The following is a 22,691-nucleotide window of genomic DNA, read 5'->3' on the forward strand; positions in this document are numbered from 1 at the left end:
TGTGTACGATTAAACGCCCGTTCTTTTATTTCAAAAGACGTTTAATCGTCTTCAGCTTGTTATCGTATGGCGGATATAAAATCGACAAGTTCAATCTGGTACTCTTTTTCAGCACACTTTTCATATGAGAGAAGGTCTCCAGGCTATAACGCCCGTGATATGAACCAAGACCAGAATGTCCTACCCCTCCAAACGGCAGACGTGGGTTGGCTACATGGGTAATCGTATCGTTAATGCATCCTCCCCCAAAAGAAACCTCACGCATCACTTTATCCTGTAATTGTGTATCCGATGTAAAGAGATAGAGCGCCAGCGGTTTTGGCCGCTTCACAATACCTGCAATCGCCTCATCAATATGGGTATAACTGATAATCGGCAGAATTGGACCAAAAATTTCGTCTTCCATTGTAGCTGCTTCCCACGATTCAGCATCAATAAATGTCGGATCAATAAAGTTGTCTTCCTCATCGGATTGACCACCATAGATGACGTGGGCTTGATCGCGTTCAATAAGGGTCGTGAGACGCTTGAAATGGGCCTTGTTGACGATTCGCCCATAGTCTTTATTGTGCTGGATATCTGTCCCGAAGAACGTTTCCACTGCTGCTTTCATCTCGCTGATCAACGGATCTTTCACCTGTTCATGCACAAGCAGATAATCCGGAGCGATGCAGGTCTGGCCCGTATTGAGCAGCTTCCCCCATATAATACGCTGTGCAGCCACTTTGAGATCTGCGTGCTGATCCACGATAACCGGACTTTTACCGCCAAGCTCCAGCGTAACCGGAACAAGATTTTTGGCAGCGGCCTCCATGACGATTTTGCCAACCGGTACACTTCCTGTAAAAAAGATATAGTCAAAAGGCGCATGAATAAGCGCCGTGGTTGTATCTTTGGCTCCTTCGACCACGTGAACGTATGCTGGTTCGAATACCGAGCTAATCATCTCGCGAATAACAGCTGAGACGGCTGGTGTGTTCTCTGATGCCTTGAGGACTGCCGTATTGCCTGCTGCCAATGCTCCAACCAGAGGTTCTATTAACAGCTGGAATGGATAGTTAAAAGGTCCAATAATCAATACTGCACCATACGGCTCAGGAATGATATAACTTTTGGAACCGATCAGCGCAAATTGGGTTTTGACTTTGACCGGCTTGACCCATTTCTTCACTTGCCGAATGGTGTGCGAGATACTATCCAGCATAAATCCAATCTCAGTAGTATACGATTCGAACTCACTTTTGCCCAAATCCTGATAGAGCGCCTCGGTAAGACGGGACTCATACTTCTGAATCGCCTGTTTCAATCGGGTTAAATGTGTAATGCGAGACTCGGCCGAACGAGTAGCCCCTGAGCGAAAAAACTGCCGTTGCTGCTGTAAAATTTCTTCGACTTCATGTTCGCTTAATTCCTGCATGACACTCATACAATCCAACTCCTCTTATAGTTAATGATTATTCGTTTAAACATACGAACGTATAGCCCACATGCCTAGGCATGTTAACAACTCTTGCTTACAAACACTCTTCTTCCAATGCCCCAACCAGTTCCTTCAACAGCTCGACCGAGGACCTTAATGAAGCGGAATAATATCGCTGTGTGCCCTTCTGTTCTACGGAGATGAGCCCTTTCTCAAGCAATAACTTGAGATGATGAGATATAGCAGGTCGTGACAGGTTGAACTGTTCTGTAATTTCATTCACTGTCATGCTGCCCTTCTCACTAAGAGCAAGTAAAATCGCTTGTCGATGATTGTCGCTAAGTACCTGGAATAAGGGGATGCAGGTTTGAAAAATAGATATCGCTTTTTGTCCCATGGTTTCACCTCTATATGTTCTAAAGTTATCACAATTATCATGCCTGTAGGTTTAAATGTTTAAACCTATTAACTATAGTTTACTCCAGCATCCCGTTAACAGCAAGCCGTTTCAAATAAATTGTAGAATAACTTATATAAAGCGCTTCCATACTACCATACAAGTATGGTAGTATGGCCTTGAAGGAGTTGAGATTATGGAATTTTCCCCTAGGTCTTCGTCCAAATCCGAATTATTATCATCCTTAATAAACCCGTCTTCTCTGAACAAACAGGCATTCTCTTCTCGTGAGGCGGTCTATACGACGTTGAAGCAGTTGATTCTGAGTTTAAAGCTGCCTCCCGGTACCGCCATCTCGGAGAAAGAGATCTCGCTTGAGTTCAATGTAAGTCGGACCCCTGTTCGAGAAAGCTTCGTCCGATTAGCGCAGGAAGGTCTGCTGGAGGTCTATCCGCAGCGGGGTACCTATGTGTCTCTGATTCAGGTTGATCTCGTGGAGGAAGCACGTTTCATGCGTGAACAGCTTGAGCGTGCCGTCATACGGCTTGCGTGTGTGCAATTTCCAGATGAACACATGAGAATATTGGAGCAGAACCTTGCGCAGCAGCAGGAATGCATACTTGAACCGGATGATGAACGAATGTTCGGATTGGATGAGGAATTCCATAGTACTCTCTTTGCAGGCTGTAACAAAAAAAACACCTGGTCCATGATCCAGCATATGAACGTGCATCTGAACCGCAGCCGAATGCTCCGTCTGTCTTCGGATCATCATTGGGGTCACTTGCTCGAACAGCATCGATCCATGGTTCAGGCGATACAACAGCACGATGCCCAAACGGCGGAGCACATGATGCAGGAACATCTGCATTTGACCGTTACGGATCTGGCTGTCCTGCGGGATACATACCCTTCCTATTTTCAATGATGATGGATCTACCTGGTCTTTAAACTAATCTTGATGAGGTGAATGTGATGAGAATGGTTTTTCGCTGGTTTGGAGAAGGCAATGATACCGTAACACTTGACCACATTCGGCAGATTCCCGGAGTCGAAGGCATTGTATGGGCGCTGCATGATGTTCTGGCAGGTGAGGAATGGCCTATGGACAAAATTTTGGCGGTCAAAGCTGCTGCGGATCAGGCTGGGTTACATCTGGATGTCGTTGAGAGTGTTAACATTCATGAAGATATCAAGCTTGGTCTGCCTACACGTGATCGATATATTGAGAATTACAAAAAAACGATGGAAAAACTCGCCCAGGTAGGCGTTAAAGTGATCTGTTACAACTTCATGCCGATCTTTGATTGGCTGCGTACCGATTTGCATAAGGAGATGGAAGATGGCTCTACCGCCCTCTTCTACGAGAATAGCAAAATTGCCGATATTGAACCGCTGGAATTGGTTCGACGCATTACCGAAAATTCTGCATTGACGATGCCTGGCTGGGAACCGGAACGATTGCAGTATTTAACAGGTCTGTTCGAAGCCTATAAGGATGTAACAGAGGAAGATATGTGGGAACACGCTCGTTATTTCCTGCAGGAGATCATTCCTACTGCTGAACGGTTAGGTATTCGAATGGCCATTCATCCGGATGATCCGCCTTGGCCGATCTTTGGTCTGCCGAAGATTATTACGAGTCAAGACAATATTCGCAGATATCTGAACTTGTATGATAGCCCTTACAATAGTGTAACGTTGTGCAGCGGCTCTCTTGGAGCTAATCCGAACAATGATATTATCGGTATGATCCACGAGTTCAAGGACCGTATTCCTTTTGCCCATATCCGTAATGTCAAAATCTACGATAATGGAGACTTTATCGAGACATCCCACCGCAGTCAGGATGGAAATGTCGATATTGCCGGTGTTGTGGAAGCCTATCACGATATTGGATTTGAAGGTTATGCACGACCAGACCACGGACGCCATCTCTGGGGAGAACAATGTAGACCTGGATATGGACTCTATGATCGGGCTCTGGGGATTATGTATCTGTGGGGCGTCTGGGATTCCCTGCAAAGGAGGTCAAAAGCATGAGTGACTTTGCCAAAGAAAGATCAAATCGTCTGGAAGGCAGAACAGCTGTAATTACTGGCGGGGCAGGTGTTTTATGTCGTTCCATGGCTGAAGAGCTCGCGCGACATGGCGCAAGTGTAGCCATCTTGAACCGTACCATATCCAAAGGGGAAGAAGTTGTTGCGGCAATCGAGGCTCAAGGCGGAAAAGCAATCGCTGTAGCTTGTGATGTGACCCAGGCCGATAGTGTAATAGCGGCAGCAGCTGTTGTTCAGGAGAAGCTTGGACCTTGCGATATCCTTATTAACGGAGCGGGTGGCAACCTTGCCAGCGCCAATACCACGAATGAAATTTTCAGACAGGAAGATCTCGAGCAGCCGGATATCACTACTTTTTTTGATGTAAGTGTCGAGGGATTCCGTCAGGTGATGGATCTGAACTTTGTTGGGTCCCTCATCCCTACCCAAATCTTCGCAAGACAAATGATTGAACGTGATGTTCCTGCTACCGTCATTAATATTTCGTCCATGAGTGCCCCGTCGCCCATGACCAAAGTTCCTGCGTACAGTGCAGCCAAAGCCGCGATTAACAATTTCACGCAATGGCTTGCGGTACATCTGGCCGAATCGGGAATCCGAGTAAACGCCATTGCCCCAGGCTTCTTCCTGACTGAGCAAAACCGTAATCTGCTCCTTAAGCCGGATGGCTCGCCGACCGAACGTTCAAGCAAAATCATTGCTCACACACCAATGCGGCGCTTTGGCAAACCGGAAGATCTTCTGGGCACGCTGATGTGGCTGGCAGATGAACGTCAGTCCGGTTTTGTTACAGGTACGGTTATTCCTGTAGATGGTGGGTTTATGGCTTACTCGGGTGTATGACCTCTATTCTATTTACTATTCCATGGATTGACCGAATTAAAGATATGTATCGAATGACGAACCGAAGCCTGGAGCACTTAGCCAGGTTTCGGTTTTTTGCGTTCAAGAATAAGATTATCCAGCCTAGGAAAAGCTTGTTATAGCCCACAAATATGCTGGGTTGAATTAAAGGATGACATCAAGCATTACTTTTTCAATCTGTAAGACGAAGCGAAGGAAGGTGATACATGCATGATGGAAGAAACATGGGTTGTTGCTGTGCGATCGATTATCGCCTTTCTAACCCTAATCATCTATACCAGGGTGCTGGGCAAACAACAAATGGGCAACTTGACGTATTTTGATTACATTAACGGTATTACGATCGGTTCCATCGCAGGTACATTTGCGACCGATCTATCTTCCAAGGCGTGGATTCATTTTGTGGCCTTGACCATTTTCACCATTATCACGATTATCTTTCAGTATATTACGCTGAAAAATCGTACCATCTCCAAACTGATGGATTCTGACCCCACACTGATCATCCAGAATGGTAAAATTCTCGAACAAAACCTGAGTAAAATGCGTGTGAAATTTGACGAATTGACCATGATGCTACGGCAAAAGGATGTATTTGATATTACAACGCTGGATTATGCCATTCTGGAACCGGACGGCAGTCTCTCGGTTGTGTTAAAACCTGAGAATCAACCGGTAACCGCAAAGGACATGCATATGCATCCTCCCAAGAGCAAGCTGATGACCGAGATTATCATTGACGGTTTGCTAATTAAGCAAAATTTGGCGGAACGCAACAAAGATACGAACTGGCTCAGCGAGCAGTTGAAGAAGCAAAAAGTGACCATACAGGATATTGCTTTTGCCGCCATTTTGCCTAACGATAAACTGTATATTGATCTATTTGAGGATAAGATCACCGAAAAACTCGATATGGGCGATTATGAGGGGCCTTTCTAAATTTACATGAAGGAGGCGATGGAATGAAATCGCGTTTCTGGTTGCTGTATGTGCTTCCGATCTGCCTCATTCTTGTGTTCGTTGCGATAATGGCAAGCGGAGCCCTTCTCAAAAAGCCCTTTGGTGCTGATGATCGTTTGCTTGAATCTGTACAAACATTAGAGAAACAGGTTGAGGGCAAAAAATGGACTGAAGCCAAGTCCCAAATCGATTACGCAATGAAAGCCTGGGACAAGATCGTCAATCGCATACAGTTCAGTGTGGAGCGTGAGACGATTTACGATATTCTGGGTACCCTAGCACGGATGAAGGGCGGTATTGCCGCAGAGGATGATAAGGCGATCATGGAAGAAATTTATTACTTTTATGTGTTATGGGACAATCTTGGAGATTGACCTGAAGACACGCAAAAAGGCACTCTCCTTTAATAAAAAAAGGAAGTGCCTTCTCTGTTTTCTAAACATTACGCCCGCGTAATCCACGAGATTTTGACGTGCGGGCCATGCTTTCTTTTCGGAAAAAGAGCGTAAGTGCTCCCTTCGCACACCACAGTGCAAACAGTGCAAATAACGTCCCCCAGAACAGTGCCGGGAGAAATGTCTGTTGAGCCAGATTGGCTGCATCCCCCGCCCGAGATGGCTGTGTCCAGGACATTAGCCCAACATACATGGCACTAACTACGGATTCTTCCAGTGTGAGGAAAGCCAGCAACAAATAATAGAATTTTGCGATTTTGGCACCAAAGATCATAATCACAACATTCAGCGCACTGAAGCCTGTAAGCCAGAGCATGCCGAATTCTCCCCTTACGTAGAAGAGAAGCGACACAAGAGCTACACCCGTCATAATGCCGAGCCCCCACATGTGCCGTCCTTTCCGGTAAAGATAGAATAACAGCCAGGCAAAGAGAGACGCCGTGACATACCCCGCCAAGGAAACCAATATAGATCTGCCTGGTGTCAGCATGGATGAATATGTAACGCCGCTGTGATCAGCGTATAACTCAATGCGCAATACTTTGCCCGATAACAACAGTGTTACCAGCGCATGGCCAAATTCGTGTATCATCGTATCCAGATTACGGAACAATGAAGAAAACGGGATAAAGCGGGTCATTAGCGCTGAACCCACCAGAAAAAGTATGGTTTTGAGCCATTTATTCAATCCGGTCCTACCTCCCTTGCCTCCGAGTAAAAATACCTATCACTATACTACGTGGCTACAAAATAATCGTTTCGATCCATGAAATGTGCCGCGCAATATTGCATCCACCAGCAGAAACTCCGGTTATGACCGATGAAAAAAGAAGACAGATCATATCGACCCGTTCCTGTCTCCAGTGTGGCAAGCAATCTGCTCCGCATCTGCGACAGCGCATAAGTCACAAATCGATCGGCTACCTCATTTTGTATAAGTGTAACATAGGCATATAGGGAATGATCTATCGGCTCATCGAGCGGGCTCACACCAGCACAAGAAAACTCGGTACGTATGCCCGCTCTGTGAAGCAAAGTCAAGGCATCAACTAACTCAGCATCTACTTCGACATCGTTCCAAATCTCCGTTCTCTTTGCAGCCATGGTCTGCTTCTCGCGTTCCGTCCACTGCATTAACTCCAGCTTGCGTCTTCTCCATAGATGGGCAGGTTGCTGGCTTAACAGCACTTCCTGTTCTTCATCTGAATCCATAAGGCATTTCCTCCCGTTCCCCGCATGATCTCCGTCACCTTGAACAACGAAAAGAGCACATCCCTGTGCTCTCTGCGTGGCCAAAGGCAAAGGAATGGCACAGCCATTCCTCAGCATGTTGTATTATTGTACCTTTTTCGATGACAGGCATCAAATGGGTTCTCTTTTTTCGTAAATTCAACTTGTTAAAGTAGCAAAACCGCTATTCATTCAGTGCCAGTTTCAGTGCCTCCAAATTCTGCCGCATTACGCCGATGTAATCCATTCCTGCTGCGATTTCCTCTTCCGTCAACCCTTCAATCGGGTTCAATACAGCTGTTTTGGCTCCTACTTCGTTGGCGATAGTCTCTGATACTTTGGATGAAACCAACGTTTCGAAGAAAATCGTCTTCACCTGATGCTCCTTGGCAAAATCAATAACGGACGCCATTTGCGCTGCGGAAGGCTCTTGTTCAGGAGACAGACCGGCAATCGGTACTTGCTGCAGACCATATTCCTGTGCAAGATAGCCGAATGCAGCATGCTGTGTGATGAAATCTTTACGTTTGCTGTCTGCCACAGCTGCCTTGAAATCCTGATCCAGCGCCTCAAGTTTGGCAACATAGGCATCGGCGTTTTGCTTGAATTGCTCCGCATGTTCAGGTGCAGCCTGTGCGAGTCCAGCCTCGATATTTCGTACTTCCTTCACGGCAAGTGCAGGTGACAGCCAAACGTGGGGATCAAGTCCACCGTGATCATGATTATGTGTATGTCCTTCTTCTGCTTCAGCATCATGATCGTGACCATGCTCCTCTGTGGTGGCTTCATCCGCATGGTCATGCGTGTCCGTTGTATCGCCATGTTCGTGATCATGCTCCTCTTCTTCCGATCCTTCCAGCAGATCGATGCCATGGCTCGCTTCCACTTGAATGAGTTTGGCATTGCTCAGGCTGTCCGTAACTTGATCGATCCAGGATTCCATTCCCGCTCCATTATAGACAAGCACATCCGCTTTTTCGATGCTCGCAATATCCTGTGGTGTCGGCTCCCAATCATGTGGCTCCATGCCCGCAGGAACGAGTGTATGCACATTAGCCAGATCGCCCGCGACATTTTTGGTGAATTCGTACATTGGATAAAAGCTGACTTCAACGTTCAGTTTGGCCACGTCGGTCTCTGCTGGTACCGTCGTGTTAGCCGAGCTGGTACTGGAATCGGAAGCGGACTGATTTTGTCCACAACCGGCTACGATAAGTGTAAGACTGAATAATAGTGCAAGAGCTGATTTTTTATTGAATTTCATGTGACGTATTCTCCCTTGAATGTATGAATAGAGTTGCACGTTGTTGTTTTCTCTCTTTACGATGACGTTTACGGTTATATCGTCCAATCAGCTTTTGTGCTGATATGCCAATCAATAGAAAGACCAACAGGATGAGAGCAATCGTTCCTCCCGGTGGTGTGTTTAGATGGTAAGAGGTTGTCAGTCCGCTAAAAATACCAATTAATCCAGTGACGACAGCAATAAGGATCGCTGCTGCAAAGCTGCGTGACAATCTCAGTGCCAGGGCAGCGGGCAGTACAATTAAAGCAGACACAAGCAATACGCCAACAATCGGCATGGCTGAAGCAACAGTCATTCCTGTCAGAATGGCAAATGCAAAGGATAAACCTTTAACCTGAATGCCTCCAATGGAAGCTGTCTCTTCATCAAACGTTAAATTGTACAGTGGCCTTCTGAGTACGATGAAAAAAATCAATCCGATGACGCACACAGCCGCCATAATCCATAACTGCATATCACTAACGGCAACGATGGAACCGAACAGGTAAGAGCTGAATGTCTTGGACAGATTGGTTTTCAGACTCATGAGCACCACAGCAAGGGCCAGACCCGACGTCATAATGATCGCTACAGGCACCTCGCTATATGTCAGGTAATTTCGCCGGAGTTGTTCCACCAGCAATGCGCCGATAATCGCAATCGCAAATCCACAGATCACCGGATCTAGGTTCATCACAGAACCCAGGGCAACCCCTGCCAATGAAACATGGGACAACGTATCCGCCATTAGCACCTGCCGTCGCAGCATCAGATAGACTCCTAAAATTGGAGCAATAACTCCGATCAGTCCGCCTGCCCAGAAAGCACGCTGCATGAATTCGTACTCAAACACTGCCATTCCTCACTTTCTTGCCGCTCCAGGGTAATCGTCCGGTCCAACCGGTTGCCCATCTCTTCTAATCCGTGGGTGACCATAATAATGGTCAGTCCATGAACGTCTGCATAATGGCGCATCAGATCATAGAACCCTTCACGGCTGCGCCGGTCCATGCCTGTAGTCGGTTCATCCAGCACGAGTACCTGCGGCTGGCCTGCCAAGGCTCTGGCAATGCAGATTCGCTGCTTTTGTCCACCAGATAGTTCTCCAACCCGAGCGTTGCGGTATTCCCACATGCCGACTTCCCGCAAGCTGCGTTCCACAATGGCTTCCTGCTCGGATGTGAATCTGCGGAACAAGCCGAGTTTGCGGTAACATCCGGATCGCACCAGTTCGATCACCGTACTGGGAAATCCGCTGTTGAATGATGCTACCTGTTGAGGTACATATCCGATGTTCAACTTACTGCCACGTACGGATTGTGCATTCATATGTACCGTGCCGCTCCAGGGCTGTAATAGCCCCAGCAGCAATTTCAGCATGGTTGTTTTCGCAGAACCATTCGGTCCTGTAATGCCGACAAACTCCCCCACATGGATATCCAGCGACAGTTGGTCAATGACTGGCTCTTTGCCGTATCCGAATACCACATCACGCATGGAAGATAGAATCATAGCTTTTCCTCTTTTCGTAAATATTACGATTTAAAAATAACAAAAAAAATTATCTTGTTTCCCGGTGAATGGTCATTTTCTTCAATCGTGGTGAATACTTCTTCAATTCGATCCGTTCCGGATGGTTACGCTTGTTCTTGGTTGTTGTATAGTTGCGATCTCCGCACTCGGTGCAGGCTAAGGTTACAATGACTCTCATGGATACGGCCTCCTTTGATTTATTTAATCGTAATTATTACTATTTAATGAGTTTAGCCCATGCTTTTATGTTTGTCAACACCACGCTGGAAATGGATCATTCAGTTCTCGCCAGTTCATCAGCATCTCTTCGTCGGTTAGCAGTGTCTCATCTAACGTCCGTTCGATCTCCACTCGGTCCATGTCTATCTCGATAAACACCAGTAAGGAATATGGCATTCACTCATTTGTGTATCCCCGGAAATGTCCGTTTCATCCAGAGCATTTGCTGCGTTGCTTGTTCAAAATCAGCACATCACAGAATTCAACCTGATCCGTAAGCCTGAACCTCGTTTCTTTTGTCAACCTTAGAAGTTTTTAAGGTCCAGATATGTAAATCGTAAAAATGTTGATTAATTACTGCAAACAAGTATGATGGGGACGGTACAAGCATATATTTTACCAAAGTCCCGGTTCTGGAGGTTTATCCCATGAAAATGGCAGCCAATCTGAAGCTCCTGTCATTCCTGATTCCCTGTGCGTTTCTTGTTCCCGTGTTGATCATGATGACTCCCAATCTGAAAGAAGCATGGAACAGTGAAGCCTTACAAAATATGAAAACGGTATTCATCAGCATTTTTCTCGAAGCCGCGCCATTTCTGCTTATAGGGGTGCTGTTATCTTCGCTAATGCAATGGTTTGTATCTGAGGAAATGATTCGCAAACTAACGCCTAAGAACCCCGTCGGAGGTGTGCTGGTAGCGGGTCTGCTGGGAATCATTTTCCCCATCTGCGAATGTGGCATGATTCCGGTCGTGCGACGTCTGATGCATAAAGGCATGCCGCCCTATATCGCGGTGACCTTTATTCTTAGCGGCCCTGTCGTAAATCCAATTGTCTTTACCGCGACCCTGCTCGCTTTTCCTTCCCATCCCGAAATTACGATCGCCCGTATGGGACTGGCCTTTGCTGTAGCCGCTGCCATCGGAGGTCTGGTGTATATGTTCGTCCATCAGAATCCTTTGCGCAAACCGAAGGCTACAGTGACGGAGGTCAAGACACATCCCGGATTTAAAATGGCACAGCCTCATTCCCATTCTGCCGATCATGATCACGCGCATGATAAAAACTGGCGCAGCTTTTTCATCCATGCGGGTGACGAATTTGTCGATATGAGCAAATATTTGGTGATTGGTGCGCTAATAACAGCCTGCATTCAAACCTTTATCAGCCGCAGTGATCTCATTTCTCTGGGTAACGGGCCTGTCGCTTCCTATGCCTTCATGATGGGCTTTGCGTATGTATTGTCTCTCTGTTCGACATCCGATGCGTTCGTAGCCTCAGCATTCTCTCACACGTTTGCGTTAGGGCCACTATTATCCTTTCTCGTTCTCGGTCCAATGCTTGATTTCAAAAGCACATTGATGCTGCTCTCCACCTTCCGCACCCGGTTTGTTATTGGCTTGAGCCTGGTCATTATTGCGTTGGTTTTCGCGGGATCGTGGTTGATTAACCTTTTGGCATGAGAATGTATGAATGTATTTAATAACATTAATTATTAAGTGTATGAACTTTCATTTTGGATACAAATAAATTCATTATCCCACTTATCCGAGACGTTGCAAAGTTGTCGAATTGATCATAAAGAGGTGATTACATGAACCATCCTGGTTATACGGTTACCAAAGCCCCGGTTGCCAATTCTCACCCTATCCAATGGCATAACCTGATTCGTGCGCTGTGGATCGGCGGGCTCGCCGTATATATCATTCATTTGAATACAACGGATTCTCTTCATTATTACTTGGCGCCAACGATGCAGCGATTGCTTCTCTGCTGCCCTGTTCCCTTTTTGTTCATTGCCTCAATCATGGCCTGGCACGGACTATTCGGTAATAGCCAGCTCCATTGCGACTGTGAGCATCCACCTCCTTCAGGATGGGGACGCAGCTCGCTGATGTATGGATTGATTGCCATTCCACTAGTACTTGGTTTTCTTTTGCCGGATCAGGCACTAGGCAGTTCTATGGCCAGTCAAAAAGGCATGTCACTAACCTATGGACCCCCGGAAATTCGTCGAAAAGAACCTTTACCTGATGCAACAGAACTGGACATTAAAGATATATCCAAAAAAACTGCAAATGTTGAATCATCTGTGCCTGCCACAAAAGTACAATTCGTTCCCCCGGACGAGTACAGTCGTGAATTTGCTGAACTGGCAGAGAAGTTATATGCGGAATCAGTCATAAAGGTGTATCCCGAAATCTTCTCTGAGACATTAGGTTCCATCAATATGTTCCAACGACAATTTGCAGGCAAAGCTATCAGCCTTACCGGGTTTGTATATCGAGACAAAAGTATGGAGCATGAATCTCACTTTGCATTAGGGCGATTTCTCGTGATGTGCTGCCCAGCAGACGCGGCACCCTTTGGCGTGATGATTCATGTCCCGAATGCAGACAGCTATCCTACAGACAGCTGGGTACAAATCGATGGCACCATTGGTTCTGCTCAAGTGAATGGTGAGGATACCATTGAGATTCGGGCATCGAAGGTAACACTTATCGATCAACCATCCAGCCCTTACATTTACACCAGCGCAGATTCCGTTGTGACGTATGATAAGTTGCAAAATAAATAAGAAAAGCCCCGAAGCTGTGCATTCCATAGCTTCGGGGCTTTAAATTTAACTAAGATATCAGGTTAAACCTTGTTTGCCTGTATATTATTCAGTTACGATATCATGAACCAATACAGGGGCATCCGCATGATCTGCAATCGTAATGTTCTCTTTGATCTTCGCGATTACGTCTGCTACGTCTTCACGATTGGCATGGATGGTTACGAGGGATTCGCCAGCTTTAACCTGGTCACCCACTTTTTTGTTGAGCATCAAGCCCACAGCAAGATCGATCTCGGATTCTTTTGTTGCACGGCCTGCGCCGAGCAGCATTGCTGCAGTTCCGATTTCATCAGCGACGATACCAGCTACATATCCGTCTTTATCCGCTGGTACTTCAACCAGATATTTCGCTTGTGGCAAGCGATCTGGGTGATCTACAACGGAAGCGTCTCCGCCTTGATTTGCCAGGAAGTCCTTGAATTTCTCCAGCGCTTTCCCATTCTGGATCACTTCTTTCAATTTCTCCTCAGCATGCTCCAGGGAGTCTGCTTTACCAGCAAGGAATACCATTTGACGTCCAAGCGCCAGACAGAGTTCTTCCAGATCCTTCGGTCCTTTACCTTGCAGCGTAAGAATGGCTTCTTTCACTTCAAGCGCGTTACCGATAGCGAGACCCAATGGTTGGGACATATCGGAAATGACAGCCATCGTTTTACGTCCTACATTGTTACCGATGCTTACCATGGCATGTGCCAGTTCTTTTGCATCTTCTGTTGTCTTCATGAATGCACCAGCACCCGTTTTGACATCCAATACGATCGCATCGGCACCTGCTGCAATTTTCTTACTCATGATGGAGCTTGCGATCAGTGGGATGGAGTTAACGGTAGCTGTAACGTCACGCAATGCATAGAGCTTTTTGTCTGCCGGCGTGAGGTTGCCACTTTGACCGATAACGGCAACTTTATGTTCGTTAACGAGGCGGATGAACTCTTCTTTCTCAAGCTCCACGTGGAAACCTGCAACAGATTCCAGTTTGTCCGTTGTACCACCAGTGTGACCCAATCCACGTCCGGACATTTTGGCAACTGGAACATCCAGAGCAGCAACAAGCGGTGCCAGTACCAGTGTTGTAGTATCGCCAACGCCTCCTGTGGAGTGCTTGTCTACCTTGATACCTTCAATTGCGGACAGATCAATGGTTTCGCCCGAGTTCACCATGGACATCGTCAAATCTGCGCGTTCCTTATCGGTCATATCCTTGAAGAATACAGCCATCGCCCAAGCGCTGACTTGATAATCCGGGATTTCGCCTTTTGTGTATCCTTGAACAACAAAATCAATCTCGGCTGTTGTCAGTTCTTTTCCGTCGCGTTTCTTAGCAATAATGTCTACCATTCTCATGATGATCTCTCCTCGTGTAAGTGATTTGTATAGAACACTTTGTTGTTGGTCCGTTCCGGCTCCGGATCGTTCTTTCGATCGCTGTTGTCTCCAAGTTTTTTTGATCCATTTTGTAATGGAGAAAACTTGGAGACAAAGGCGAACGCTTCGCTTCTTCAGAATCGATTCCGTTTCCTTCACTACATGCTCAAAACAAAAGTTTCGATCAAAATCAATTGATTATTGAATATAAAATGCAACAATTACAGCGTAATTGCTGTTTCCAATGCTACTACCATCATGTCGTTGAACGTTTTTTGGCGCTCTTCGGCGGAAGTCTCTTCGCCTGTCAGCAAGTGGTCACTTACAGTCAGGATCGTCAGTGCGTTCACGCCAAATTTGGCTGCGAGTGTGTATAGTGCTGTTGTTTCCATCTCCACGCCCAGTACGCCGTGCTGCATCAATTTTTCAGTCACGGAACGGTCGTCACGATAGAAGGAATCGGAGCTGAATACGTTACCGACGTGAATTTTCATGCCTTTGGCAGTTGCGCGGTCATAAGCTTCTTTCAGCAGGGAGAACGTCGCAATTGGGGAGAAATCATATCCACCAAATACGAGCTTGTTCATGCTGGAATCGGTACATGAAGCTTGAGCAAGGATAACATCACGAACACGAACGTGTTCTTGCATACCTCCGCAAGTTCCTACACGAATCAGGTTTTTCACACCGTATTCGCTGATCAGTTCATTTGCATAGATGCTGAATGATGGAATCCCCATGCCCGAGCCTTGCACCGAGATACGGTGTCCTTGATATGTACCCGTGAATCCGAGCATTCCGCGAACTTCGTTGTAACAAACGACATCTTCAAGGTACGTATCTGCAATAAATTTTGCACGCAATGGATCTCCTGGCAAAAGGATTGTTTCTGCGATATCTCCGGGTTTGGCTCCAATATGTGTACTCATGATTAAATCTCCTCCAGTTATCCATATGATTGAATGAAGGCCAGTAACCGGAGCAGCCGAAGCTGCCCTTGTGGTTATCCTGTCCAACTTTGTGTTTCGAAAATAACAGCTTTCCCCAAGTTGAGTTAAAGATAAGAATGTTGACTATTTCAAATCCTTCAGGAAGCTTGTGCCATATTCCGGCAGTTTCACTCCGAAGTTCTCAGCTACTGTTGCTCCAACATCCGCAAACGTGCTGCGCAGTTCAAGCTTTTTGCCCCCACTGAAGCGTGGAGAGTACGCAAGCAGTGGCACATACTCACGTGTATGGTCGGTGCCACGGTAGGTTGGGTCATTACCATGGTCAGCTGTGATGAGCAGCAGATCATCGTCTGTCATTTTGCTGAAGATCTCCGGCAGACGAGCATCATACTCTTCAAGTGCCTGAGCATAACCTTGCGGATCACGACGGTGACCGTACAGGGCATCAAAATCAACCAGGTTCAGGAAGCTGAGTCCAGTGAACTCTTCATCCATTGTTTCGGACAACTTGTCCATACCATCCATGTTGGAGACGGTACGAACAGCCTTGGTTACACCTTCGCCATCATAGATATCTGCGATTTTACCCAAAGCAATCACATCAAATCCGCCATCTTGCAGTTCATTCATAACAGTACGACCAAAAGGTTTGAGCGCATAGTCATGACGATTCGCAGTACGCTTCCAGTCACCCGCTTCACCTACAAATGGACGTGCAATAATGCGGCCCAGCATATACGGATCTTCAAGTGTAATTTCACGGCAGAACTCACAGATCTCATACAGTTCCTTCAATGGTACAACGTCCTCATGTGCCGCAATTTGCAAAACCGAATCCGCGGATGTGTATACGATGAGCGCGCCAGTTTCAACATGCTCTGCACCCAGCTCATCCAGAATTTCCGTGCCGCTGGCCGGTTTGTTACCGATCACTTTACGGCCTGTTTTTTCCTCAATGCGTTGAATCAACTCATCCGGGAATCCGTCTGCGAACACGCGGAATGGGGTATCAATGTAAAGACCCATCAGCTCCCAGTGACCTGTCATCGTGTCTTTGCCTCTGGATGCTTCCTGCATCTTGGTGTAATACGCTTTAGGTGCATCCGCTACAGGAACACCTTCGATTTCTTTAATATTGGACAGTCCAAGACTGGCCATGTGAGGCATGTTCAGACCTCCGCGTTCACGTGCAATGTGACCAAAGGTGTCCACATCAAAATCATCGAATTCTGCTGCATCCGGCGCTTCGCCGATCCCTACAGAATCCATAACGATCAGATGTACTCTTTTGAATGTTGACATAACTTAAGCACTCCTTCCAATAATCCGGCTTTACAAGAACAGTCCGGCGATGATCGCAGACAGCACGCTGACAAGCGATGCACCGTAAAGCAGTTTCAGACCGAAGCGGGCCACCACATTACCTTGTTTCTCATGAAGTCCCTTCACCGCACCGGCAATAATACCGATCGAGGAGAAGTTGGCGAACGATACGAGGAAGACGGATACGATCCCAGTTGTTCTGGCAGACAATGTAGTCTGTTTGGTCAGATCAAGCATGGCAACGAATTCGTTGGATACCATTTTGGTAGCCATAATACTTCCCGCTTGAATCGCCTCTTTCCAAGGAACACCCATAATGAAGGCAAAGGGTGCAAACACATAACCAAGCAGTTCCTGGAACGAAATGCCGAGCACTGCACTGAAGATCCCGTTAACCAGTGCGATCAGAGCAACAAAACCGATTAACATTGCAGCTACCACGATGGCAACTTTGAAACCATCCATAATGTACTCGCCCAGCATTTCGAAGAAGGATTGTTTTTCCTCTTCCTGTACTTCCAATATATCTTCTTCCGGGGTAACCTCATAAGGATTCACGATGGAAGCGATGATAAAACCGCCAAACAGGTTCAGCACAAGTGCCGTAACCACATATTTCGGATCAATCATGGACATATAGGCACCGACAATCGACATCGATACCGTGGACATTGCCGAGGCACACAAGGTGTACAGCCGATGTTTAGGCAGCAACCCAATTTGTTTTTTCACAGAAATGAACACTTCAGATTGCCCCAATACAGCCGAAGCAACCGCGTTATATGATTCCAGTTTGCCCATTCCGTTGACTTTGCTTAATACCAGACCAATATATTTTATAACAAAAGGCAAGATTCGGATATACTGCAATATCCCAATGAGCGCTGAGATGACGACGATCGGCATCAATACAGTGAGGAAGAACGGCGCGCCCCCACTGTCTGCACCAACCGTAGTCAAGCTACCGAATACAAATGAGATACCGTCATTCGCATAGCCAAGCAAACTTTCAAATACGGTCGCGAAACCGCCAATCAAAAAGGTACCTATTTCTGTGTTCAACAAAGCGTATCCCAATATAAGTTGCAGAACAATCATGATGATTAGTGGACGATATCGGATCTTCTTCTTACCGTTGCTGACCAGATAAGCTAGTCCAAATACAACAAGTATACCAAGAAGGGCAATTAGGAATTTCATTCTATCTCTCCTTTGAAGGTAGTTAAGCCGGATGTTCATTCAGCTCAAAGGTTTCCCATATATGTGATGAATTAACCTTTCAGAAAACGGTTGAAGCGCTTACAATAAACTCGGTTTTTTATGATTTCGTTCTAATTAAAATATGGAAAAGATGGATCGGATTTGAAACTTGTTCTCCACATCCCTTTAGAGATATGAAGAACAAGTTAAACCCTTTTAAAGCATACAAGCATTCCATCTAGTGAAATTTATCGAGCTAAGTTACTCACGAAATTAATAATTAGATGCAGATTGTTCGCCTTGCATGATTTTCACACCAGAACTTGCGCCAATCCGAGTTGCTCCTGCATCGATCATTTTTTGCATATCTTCCAGACTGCGCACGCCGCCGGAAGCTTTAACGCCTACATCCGGACCTACGGTACGACGCATCAAAGCGATATCTTCTGGTGTTGCTCCACCCGTAGAGAAACCTGTGGACGTTTTGACAAAATCAGCTCCAGCTTTTACTGCTGCCTGACATGCACGTACTTTCTCTTCATCCGTCAACAGACAAGTTTCAATAATGACTTTCACCAAAGCTTTACCCGCTGCGGCTTCAACAACTGCACGGATATCCTGTTCAACAACGTCATCTTTGCCGTCTTTCAAAGCACTAATGTTGATGACCATATCTACCTCAGTAGCACCTTTAGCGATGGCGTCTTTCGTTTCGAACGCTTTGGTCTCGGAAGTGGAAGCTCCCAGAGGGAAACCAATTACAGTACAAATATCTACGCCAGTACCTTGAAGCTGTTCAGCAGCATAAGCAACCCAACCCGGGTTAACACATACAGAAGCAAACTGATATTGTTTCGCTTCTTCAGTCAATTTGGCCATTTCACTTTGTGTTGCATCTGCACGAAGCAAGGTATGATCGATCATTTTGGCTAATTGTGGTGTAGTCAATTAAATCTCCCCTTATCTGAACTCGTTATTTTCTATATCCCTACCCTATCATGAACATATGTAAAAATCAATATGAACTTTTGTTCAATCTTGAAATTTAAACACATTCCATAGAAACTTCATTAAACAAATGACTTCGCTCACTGGGATAAAATCGTATAATATAGCTTCTGCCTAACAAAGCAAAACATCCGCCCATGTCGCGTGGCAGATGTTGTCATCCATTGAATTATAATCGAAGCAAAGCCTGAGCTGTGTATTGATCTGTTACCAAAATGTTGGCGTAATGACCTTTGAGCGCAGCATGAATGGCTTCTATTTTACGTTTTCCCCCGGCCACGAGAATCGATTTTTCCTTATTTCGGAGCTCGGCCAGATCAATCCCGACGGTTCTGTTGTTAATTTCTTCACTGATCAATCGGCCCTCGGCATCAAAAAAACGTGAACAAATGTCACCCGCGCCTGAATGCATCAGCAATTGCTGTTCTTCTTCATTAAAGTACCCCAGTCTGAACAAAAGTGCATCTTCCTTCACTGTACCTACGGTAAACATGGCAATGTTCGCCTGTCGGCCAAGCTCCACAATCCTGCCAATATGTCGGTCTGCTTCTACCATTTTTTTGACTTCAATGTTGTCGAAGATCACGGGCAAAGGTAAATACCGGGGAACCGTATGGAAAGCTTCCGCAAATAAATGAACAATTTCTGCTGCATACGTATTTACATGGGAATGGCTTACGCCTCCCTTAAGTTGAACCACTTCCACGCCTTTGACTTGCTTGGGACGAAGCTGACGGGCGACGGCGTTCATGGTTGTGCCCCAGGTTACGCCAATAATGTCCGCATCCTGCACCGTATCTTGTAAGTAATCTGCTGCTCTTTTGCTAATATGTTTCAAAATTTCTTCGTCACTCTTCAACGGGGCAAAACATACAAGCGCAGTATCCAGATTATATTTGGCCTTCAGTTCCCCGGCGATAATATCGATATCCTCCAGTGGGTCCATAATTTCAATGCGAACGTAACCGCGATCTTTCGCATACTGAAGTAACCGAGATACCGTTGGACGTGACACACCCAGCCTGACCGCAATATCCTGCTGGCTGTAATCCGACTGATAATACAATTTCGCTGCTTCAATGCTTAATCGTTGCTTCTCCAGATCCATTCCCATATGCGCTCATCTCACTCATTCCTATTATCGTTCGATTCACCTTACACCATTGTATTATACATCATTGGGTACCAGGTCACTATCCAGGTATAAAACGTTACAAACGATGCATACTACATCGGTCGCTTATTAATGTCGGCCCTTTTTGGCAAAAAACATCATAGAGAGGAAGAACCGTATGTCTACATTATTGTATATTACTGCCCATCCTCATGATCATGAAACATCCTTCAGCATGGCTGCAGGTAAAGCGTTTGTGGATGCATATCGTGAAAGCCATTCCTCGGATGAGGTTATTCATCTGGATTTGTATCGCTCGGATATTCCTCATATTGATGCAGATGTATTCAGTGGTTGGGGGAAGCTTCAATCCGGAAGCCAATTGACTTCTGAAGAACAGGCTAAGGTCCAACGTTTGAATGATTTATCGGATCAATTCGCCTCTGCTGACAAATATGTTTTTGTGACACCGATGTGGAACTTCTCTTTTCCTCCAATTATGAAGGCTTATATCGACTCGATCTGCGTGGCTGGTAAAACGTTCCGTTATACGGAACAAGGCCCGGTTGGATTGCTTTCCAACAAAAAGGCACTGCATATTCAGGCTCGTGGCGGCATTTATTCCGAAGGGCCTGCGGCTCAGATGGAATCCGGCCATCGGTATTTGAGCATTATTATGTCTTTCCTGGGTGTTCCGAAGCTTGAAGGCATATTTGTGGAAGGACATAACCAGTATAAGGAACGTGCAGATGAGATCAAACAGCAAGCCATAGAAGAGGCACGTACACTCGCCAAACAGTTTTAATCTTCATGTACACAAATACTGCAACAAACACAAAACCCGCATGCCAACCCCTGGATAAATTTCACAGGGCGGCACGCGGGTTTTATTTTTTTATGTTAAACAATTGAACTTTATTGATGTCCAGCGCTGGCACGGCTCATCGTTTCAAGTTTGCGAGTAATGGCATGGCGGTCCACTTTCAATCCCCAAATGGCTTCAATAATCTGTTCTTTCTCTTCAGGACCCTCGGCATTTTTCAGTTGCATTAACAGGTCATGCATCTGTTCGTTAATACCTTCAAATTGACTCCAAAGATCCTGTCTGACCTCGGTTGAATCCAGATGATGATTAGCATCCACTTCTTCTTTCAGAGCTTGCAGAATGGCCTCTTTCCATTCCTCATCACCTAGCTGTTTCGCTATGTTCAGGAGATCCAGATAATCGTCAACAAGAAGTGAGTTCAGTTCAGCATGTGTTTTCATCGTTTATTGCATCCCCTTTGCATCTATTTACCCAGTATTATACTCGGTATTTCGGGATATGCAAGACTTGTCGAAAAAAGTTAGTTATTGTATTAGGGACTATTGGATGATTATGGGCCAAAATGAGTGCTTTTTTAACAAACTTTTGATCTATGTTTCATTACGTTAAAAAGTAAGCTTGCTATGTTCCTGTACCCTTTCTACAAGCAACCGACACAAAATAAAGCCGATGACCACATACACACCAATCATGCAGACAATGCCCATCCAGCCCAGGTGGCTGTAAAGTAGTCCCCCTCCAGTTCCGCTGACACTTGATCCCACGTAGTAGAAAAACAAATACAAGGCATTGGCCTGGGATTTGTGCTGATCCGCCACGAGTCCAACCCAGCTGCTTGCGATGGAATGTCCGCCAAAGAAACCAAAGGCAAACAGGGCAAGTCCAATGATTTTGACCCAAAGTTCGGGGTGAATGGTACAGACTGCACCGGCCAGTATAATACCCAGCGCAATTCCAAGGACATTTGATCTTCCATACCGATCTGCAAGCCTGCCCATCCAGGTACTGCTCAACGTACCCATAAGGTACACGATAAAAAGGCTGCCGACAACAGACTGGCTTAAATCATAAGGTTCTCCTGTCAATTCAAAGCCGATGTAGTTAAACAACGTCACGAAGCCCCCCATCAGAAGAAAGCCCAGTCCATATAGGCAAAGTAGCCTTGGATTCCGACACTGTGACCACAAAAGAGGAATGATCTTTTTGAATCCTGGAGTCGCTTTGACAAAATGGCGGGAGGGCGGGATGACAAGCCAGAAGATAACCGCCGCACATAAGCCAAGAATACCGATAAAACCAATTGCAGCACGCCAACTGAACCAGTCTGTGATTACGCCGCTGATAAAACGACCAGCCATACCTCCAATCGAATTTCCGCTGATATAAAGGCCCATCGCATAGCCTAGACTGGAAGGCTCAATCTCTTCCGACAGATATGTCATGGCTGTCGCGGGCAGCCCGGCAAGTGCAACTCCCTGGAGAATGCGAAGCAGAAGCAGCTCAGTAAATCCGAGGCTAAACGCGCTAATTATAGCAATAAGAGATGAGACAATTAAAGCTGCTGTCATAATAAAACGTCTTCCCAATGAATCGGACAAGGAACCGATGAACAACATGGTCAGTGCCATGGCAATCGTCGTAACTGAGAGGGTAAGACTGGAATGTGCAGGCGAGATCGCAAATGCTTCGCTAATCTCGGGCATCAGGGGTTGGAGGCTGTATAGTAATGCAAAAGTCACAAAACCTCCGGCAAACAGCGCAAGGCTAATGTTACGAAACGTCTTCGTTCCCTGCTGAATCATGATACTCCAACTTTCTCGGCAGGTAAGCTCCATGATCTGCTGCTGACTGATCGCTTGGCT

25 protein-coding genes are annotated in these 22,691 nt (G+C 46.1%); 8 read left to right on the forward strand and 17 right to left on the reverse strand.

Annotated features, from left to right (window positions below; translation table 11 throughout):
- Window positions 1-25: 25 nt before the first annotated feature.
- On the reverse strand, window positions 26-1,417 hold the full coding sequence (locus tag BMW94_RS06280) for an aldehyde dehydrogenase (RefSeq protein ID WP_090996291.1): 1,392 nt from the start codon (window positions 1,415-1,417) through the stop codon (window positions 26-28).
- Window positions 1,418-1,514: 97 nt separating this feature from the next.
- Entirely contained in the window at window positions 1,515-1,817 is a 303-nt protein-coding gene (locus tag BMW94_RS06285; protein ID WP_076288684.1) for an ArsR/SmtB family transcription factor, read from the reverse strand.
- Between the two features lie 196 nt (window positions 1,818-2,013).
- On the opposite strand from BMW94_RS06285, the gene BMW94_RS06290 reads away from it, so the two are divergent.
- The 5 genes from BMW94_RS06290 to BMW94_RS06310 all read left to right on the forward strand — a co-directional run bounded on the left by BMW94_RS06290 (window position 2,014) and on the right by BMW94_RS06310 (window position 6,075).
- Window positions 2,014-2,745, forward strand: coding sequence for a GntR family transcriptional regulator (locus BMW94_RS06290; protein ID WP_090995868.1), 732 nt, complete (start codon window positions 2,014-2,016; stop codon window positions 2,743-2,745).
- Window positions 2,746-2,792: 47 nt separating this feature from the next.
- Entirely contained in the window at window positions 2,793-3,860 is a 1,068-nt protein-coding gene (gene uxuA, locus BMW94_RS06295; RefSeq protein WP_090995871.1) for a mannonate dehydratase, read from the forward strand.
- Window positions 3,857-4,720 (forward strand): SDR family oxidoreductase, encoded by an 864-nt coding sequence (locus BMW94_RS06300; protein ID WP_090995874.1) that lies wholly within the window; start codon window positions 3,857-3,859, stop codon window positions 4,718-4,720. The genes uxuA and BMW94_RS06300 overlap by 4 nt, the downstream gene beginning before the upstream one ends.
- Before the next feature lie 231 nt (window positions 4,721-4,951).
- The gene (locus BMW94_RS06305) at window positions 4,952-5,680 is read left to right on the forward strand and encodes a DUF421 domain-containing protein (RefSeq protein ID WP_090995877.1); all 729 of its coding nucleotides are present in this window, start codon (window positions 4,952-4,954) and stop codon (window positions 5,678-5,680) included.
- 23 nt (window positions 5,681-5,703) lie between these two features.
- Window positions 5,704-6,075 (forward strand): DUF4363 family protein, encoded by a 372-nt coding sequence (locus tag BMW94_RS06310; protein ID WP_090995880.1) that lies wholly within the window; start codon window positions 5,704-5,706, stop codon window positions 6,073-6,075.
- A gap of 61 nt (window positions 6,076-6,136) precedes the next feature.
- Here the strand turns inward: BMW94_RS06310 and BMW94_RS06315 are convergent, their stop codons facing one another.
- The 7 genes from BMW94_RS06315 to BMW94_RS30140 all read right to left on the reverse strand — a co-directional run bounded on the left by BMW94_RS06315 (window position 6,137) and on the right by BMW94_RS30140 (window position 10,600).
- A complete protein-coding gene (locus BMW94_RS06315; RefSeq protein ID WP_090995884.1) occupies window positions 6,137-6,844 on the reverse strand; it encodes a M50 family metallopeptidase in 708 nt (235 codons plus the stop codon).
- A gap of 47 nt (window positions 6,845-6,891) precedes the next feature.
- Window positions 6,892-7,368: a hypothetical protein gene (locus BMW94_RS06320; RefSeq protein ID WP_090995887.1), complete on the reverse strand. Its 477-nt coding sequence runs from the start codon at window positions 7,366-7,368 to the stop codon at window positions 6,892-6,894.
- Window positions 7,369-7,570: 202 nt separating this feature from the next.
- Window positions 7,571-8,650: a metal ABC transporter substrate-binding protein gene (locus BMW94_RS06325; protein ID WP_090995890.1), complete on the reverse strand. Its 1,080-nt coding sequence runs from the start codon at window positions 8,648-8,650 to the stop codon at window positions 7,571-7,573.
- Window positions 8,637-9,530, reverse strand: coding sequence for a metal ABC transporter permease (locus BMW94_RS06330; protein WP_090995893.1), 894 nt, complete (start codon window positions 9,528-9,530; stop codon window positions 8,637-8,639). Before BMW94_RS06330 ends, BMW94_RS06325 begins: the two co-directional genes overlap by 14 nt.
- Entirely contained in the window at window positions 9,476-10,183 is a 708-nt protein-coding gene (locus tag BMW94_RS06335) for a metal ABC transporter ATP-binding protein (RefSeq protein ID WP_090898292.1), read from the reverse strand. Before BMW94_RS06335 ends, BMW94_RS06330 begins: the two co-directional genes overlap by 55 nt.
- A gap of 49 nt (window positions 10,184-10,232) precedes the next feature.
- Window positions 10,233-10,382: a 50S ribosomal protein L33 gene (gene rpmG, locus BMW94_RS06340; protein ID WP_024631975.1), complete on the reverse strand. Its 150-nt coding sequence runs from the start codon at window positions 10,380-10,382 to the stop codon at window positions 10,233-10,235.
- Between the two features lie 74 nt (window positions 10,383-10,456).
- Window positions 10,457-10,600, reverse strand: coding sequence for a hypothetical protein (locus tag BMW94_RS30140; protein WP_175480598.1), 144 nt, complete (start codon window positions 10,598-10,600; stop codon window positions 10,457-10,459).
- Window positions 10,601-10,851: 251 nt separating this feature from the next.
- On the opposite strand from BMW94_RS30140, the gene BMW94_RS06345 reads away from it, so the two are divergent.
- Both BMW94_RS06345 and BMW94_RS06350 read left to right on the forward strand, forming a co-directional pair.
- Window positions 10,852-11,886, forward strand: a complete 1,035-nt coding sequence (locus BMW94_RS06345) for a permease (RefSeq protein ID WP_090995896.1) — start codon at window positions 10,852-10,854, stop codon at window positions 11,884-11,886.
- 131 nt (window positions 11,887-12,017) lie between these two features.
- The gene (locus BMW94_RS06350) at window positions 12,018-13,001 is read left to right on the forward strand and encodes a TIGR03943 family putative permease subunit (protein ID WP_090995899.1); all 984 of its coding nucleotides are present in this window, start codon (window positions 12,018-12,020) and stop codon (window positions 12,999-13,001) included.
- An 84-nt stretch (window positions 13,002-13,085) separates the two neighbouring features.
- Here the strand turns inward: BMW94_RS06350 and BMW94_RS06355 are convergent, their stop codons facing one another.
- The 6 genes from BMW94_RS06355 to BMW94_RS06380 all read right to left on the reverse strand — a co-directional run bounded on the left by BMW94_RS06355 (window position 13,086) and on the right by BMW94_RS06380 (window position 19,997).
- Window positions 13,086-14,387, reverse strand: a complete 1,302-nt coding sequence (locus BMW94_RS06355) for a pyrimidine-nucleoside phosphorylase (protein WP_090995902.1) — start codon at window positions 14,385-14,387, stop codon at window positions 13,086-13,088.
- A gap of 242 nt (window positions 14,388-14,629) precedes the next feature.
- Window positions 14,630-15,337 (reverse strand): purine-nucleoside phosphorylase, encoded by a 708-nt coding sequence (gene deoD / locus BMW94_RS06360; RefSeq protein ID WP_090995905.1) that lies wholly within the window; start codon window positions 15,335-15,337, stop codon window positions 14,630-14,632.
- 144 nt (window positions 15,338-15,481) lie between these two features.
- On the reverse strand, window positions 15,482-16,660 hold the full coding sequence (deoB, locus tag BMW94_RS06365) for a phosphopentomutase (protein WP_090995907.1): 1,179 nt from the start codon (window positions 16,658-16,660) through the stop codon (window positions 15,482-15,484).
- Between the two features lie 30 nt (window positions 16,661-16,690).
- Window positions 16,691-17,881 carry a NupC/NupG family nucleoside CNT transporter gene (locus tag BMW94_RS06370; RefSeq protein ID WP_090995911.1) on the reverse strand — a complete coding sequence of 397 codons (1,191 nt, stop codon included), beginning with the start codon at window positions 17,879-17,881 and terminating at the stop codon, window positions 16,691-16,693.
- 273 nt (window positions 17,882-18,154) lie between these two features.
- The gene (deoC, locus tag BMW94_RS06375) at window positions 18,155-18,805 is read right to left on the reverse strand and encodes a deoxyribose-phosphate aldolase (RefSeq protein ID WP_090996294.1); all 651 of its coding nucleotides are present in this window, start codon (window positions 18,803-18,805) and stop codon (window positions 18,155-18,157) included.
- A 253-nt stretch (window positions 18,806-19,058) separates the two neighbouring features.
- Complete coding sequence (locus BMW94_RS06380) at window positions 19,059-19,997, reverse strand: sugar-binding transcriptional regulator (protein ID WP_090996297.1); 939 nt, start codon at window positions 19,995-19,997, stop codon at window positions 19,059-19,061.
- Window positions 19,998-20,181: 184 nt separating this feature from the next.
- On the opposite strand from BMW94_RS06380, the gene BMW94_RS06385 reads away from it, so the two are divergent.
- Window positions 20,182-20,808 (forward strand): FMN-dependent NADH-azoreductase, encoded by a 627-nt coding sequence (locus BMW94_RS06385; RefSeq protein WP_090995914.1) that lies wholly within the window; start codon window positions 20,182-20,184, stop codon window positions 20,806-20,808.
- Between the two features lie 110 nt (window positions 20,809-20,918).
- Here the strand turns inward: BMW94_RS06385 and BMW94_RS06390 are convergent, their stop codons facing one another.
- Window positions 20,919-21,269, reverse strand: coding sequence for a hypothetical protein (locus BMW94_RS06390; protein WP_063563897.1), 351 nt, complete (start codon window positions 21,267-21,269; stop codon window positions 20,919-20,921).
- Between the two features lie 165 nt (window positions 21,270-21,434).
- Window positions 21,435-22,631 (reverse strand): MFS transporter, encoded by a 1,197-nt coding sequence (locus BMW94_RS06395; RefSeq protein ID WP_090996300.1) that lies wholly within the window; start codon window positions 22,629-22,631, stop codon window positions 21,435-21,437.
- Window positions 22,632-22,691 lie beyond the last annotated feature (60 nt).

Source organism: Paenibacillus sp. OK003 (genome assembly GCF_900109515.1).
GTDB lineage: Bacteria > Bacillota > Bacilli > Paenibacillales > Paenibacillaceae > Paenibacillus > Paenibacillus marchantiae.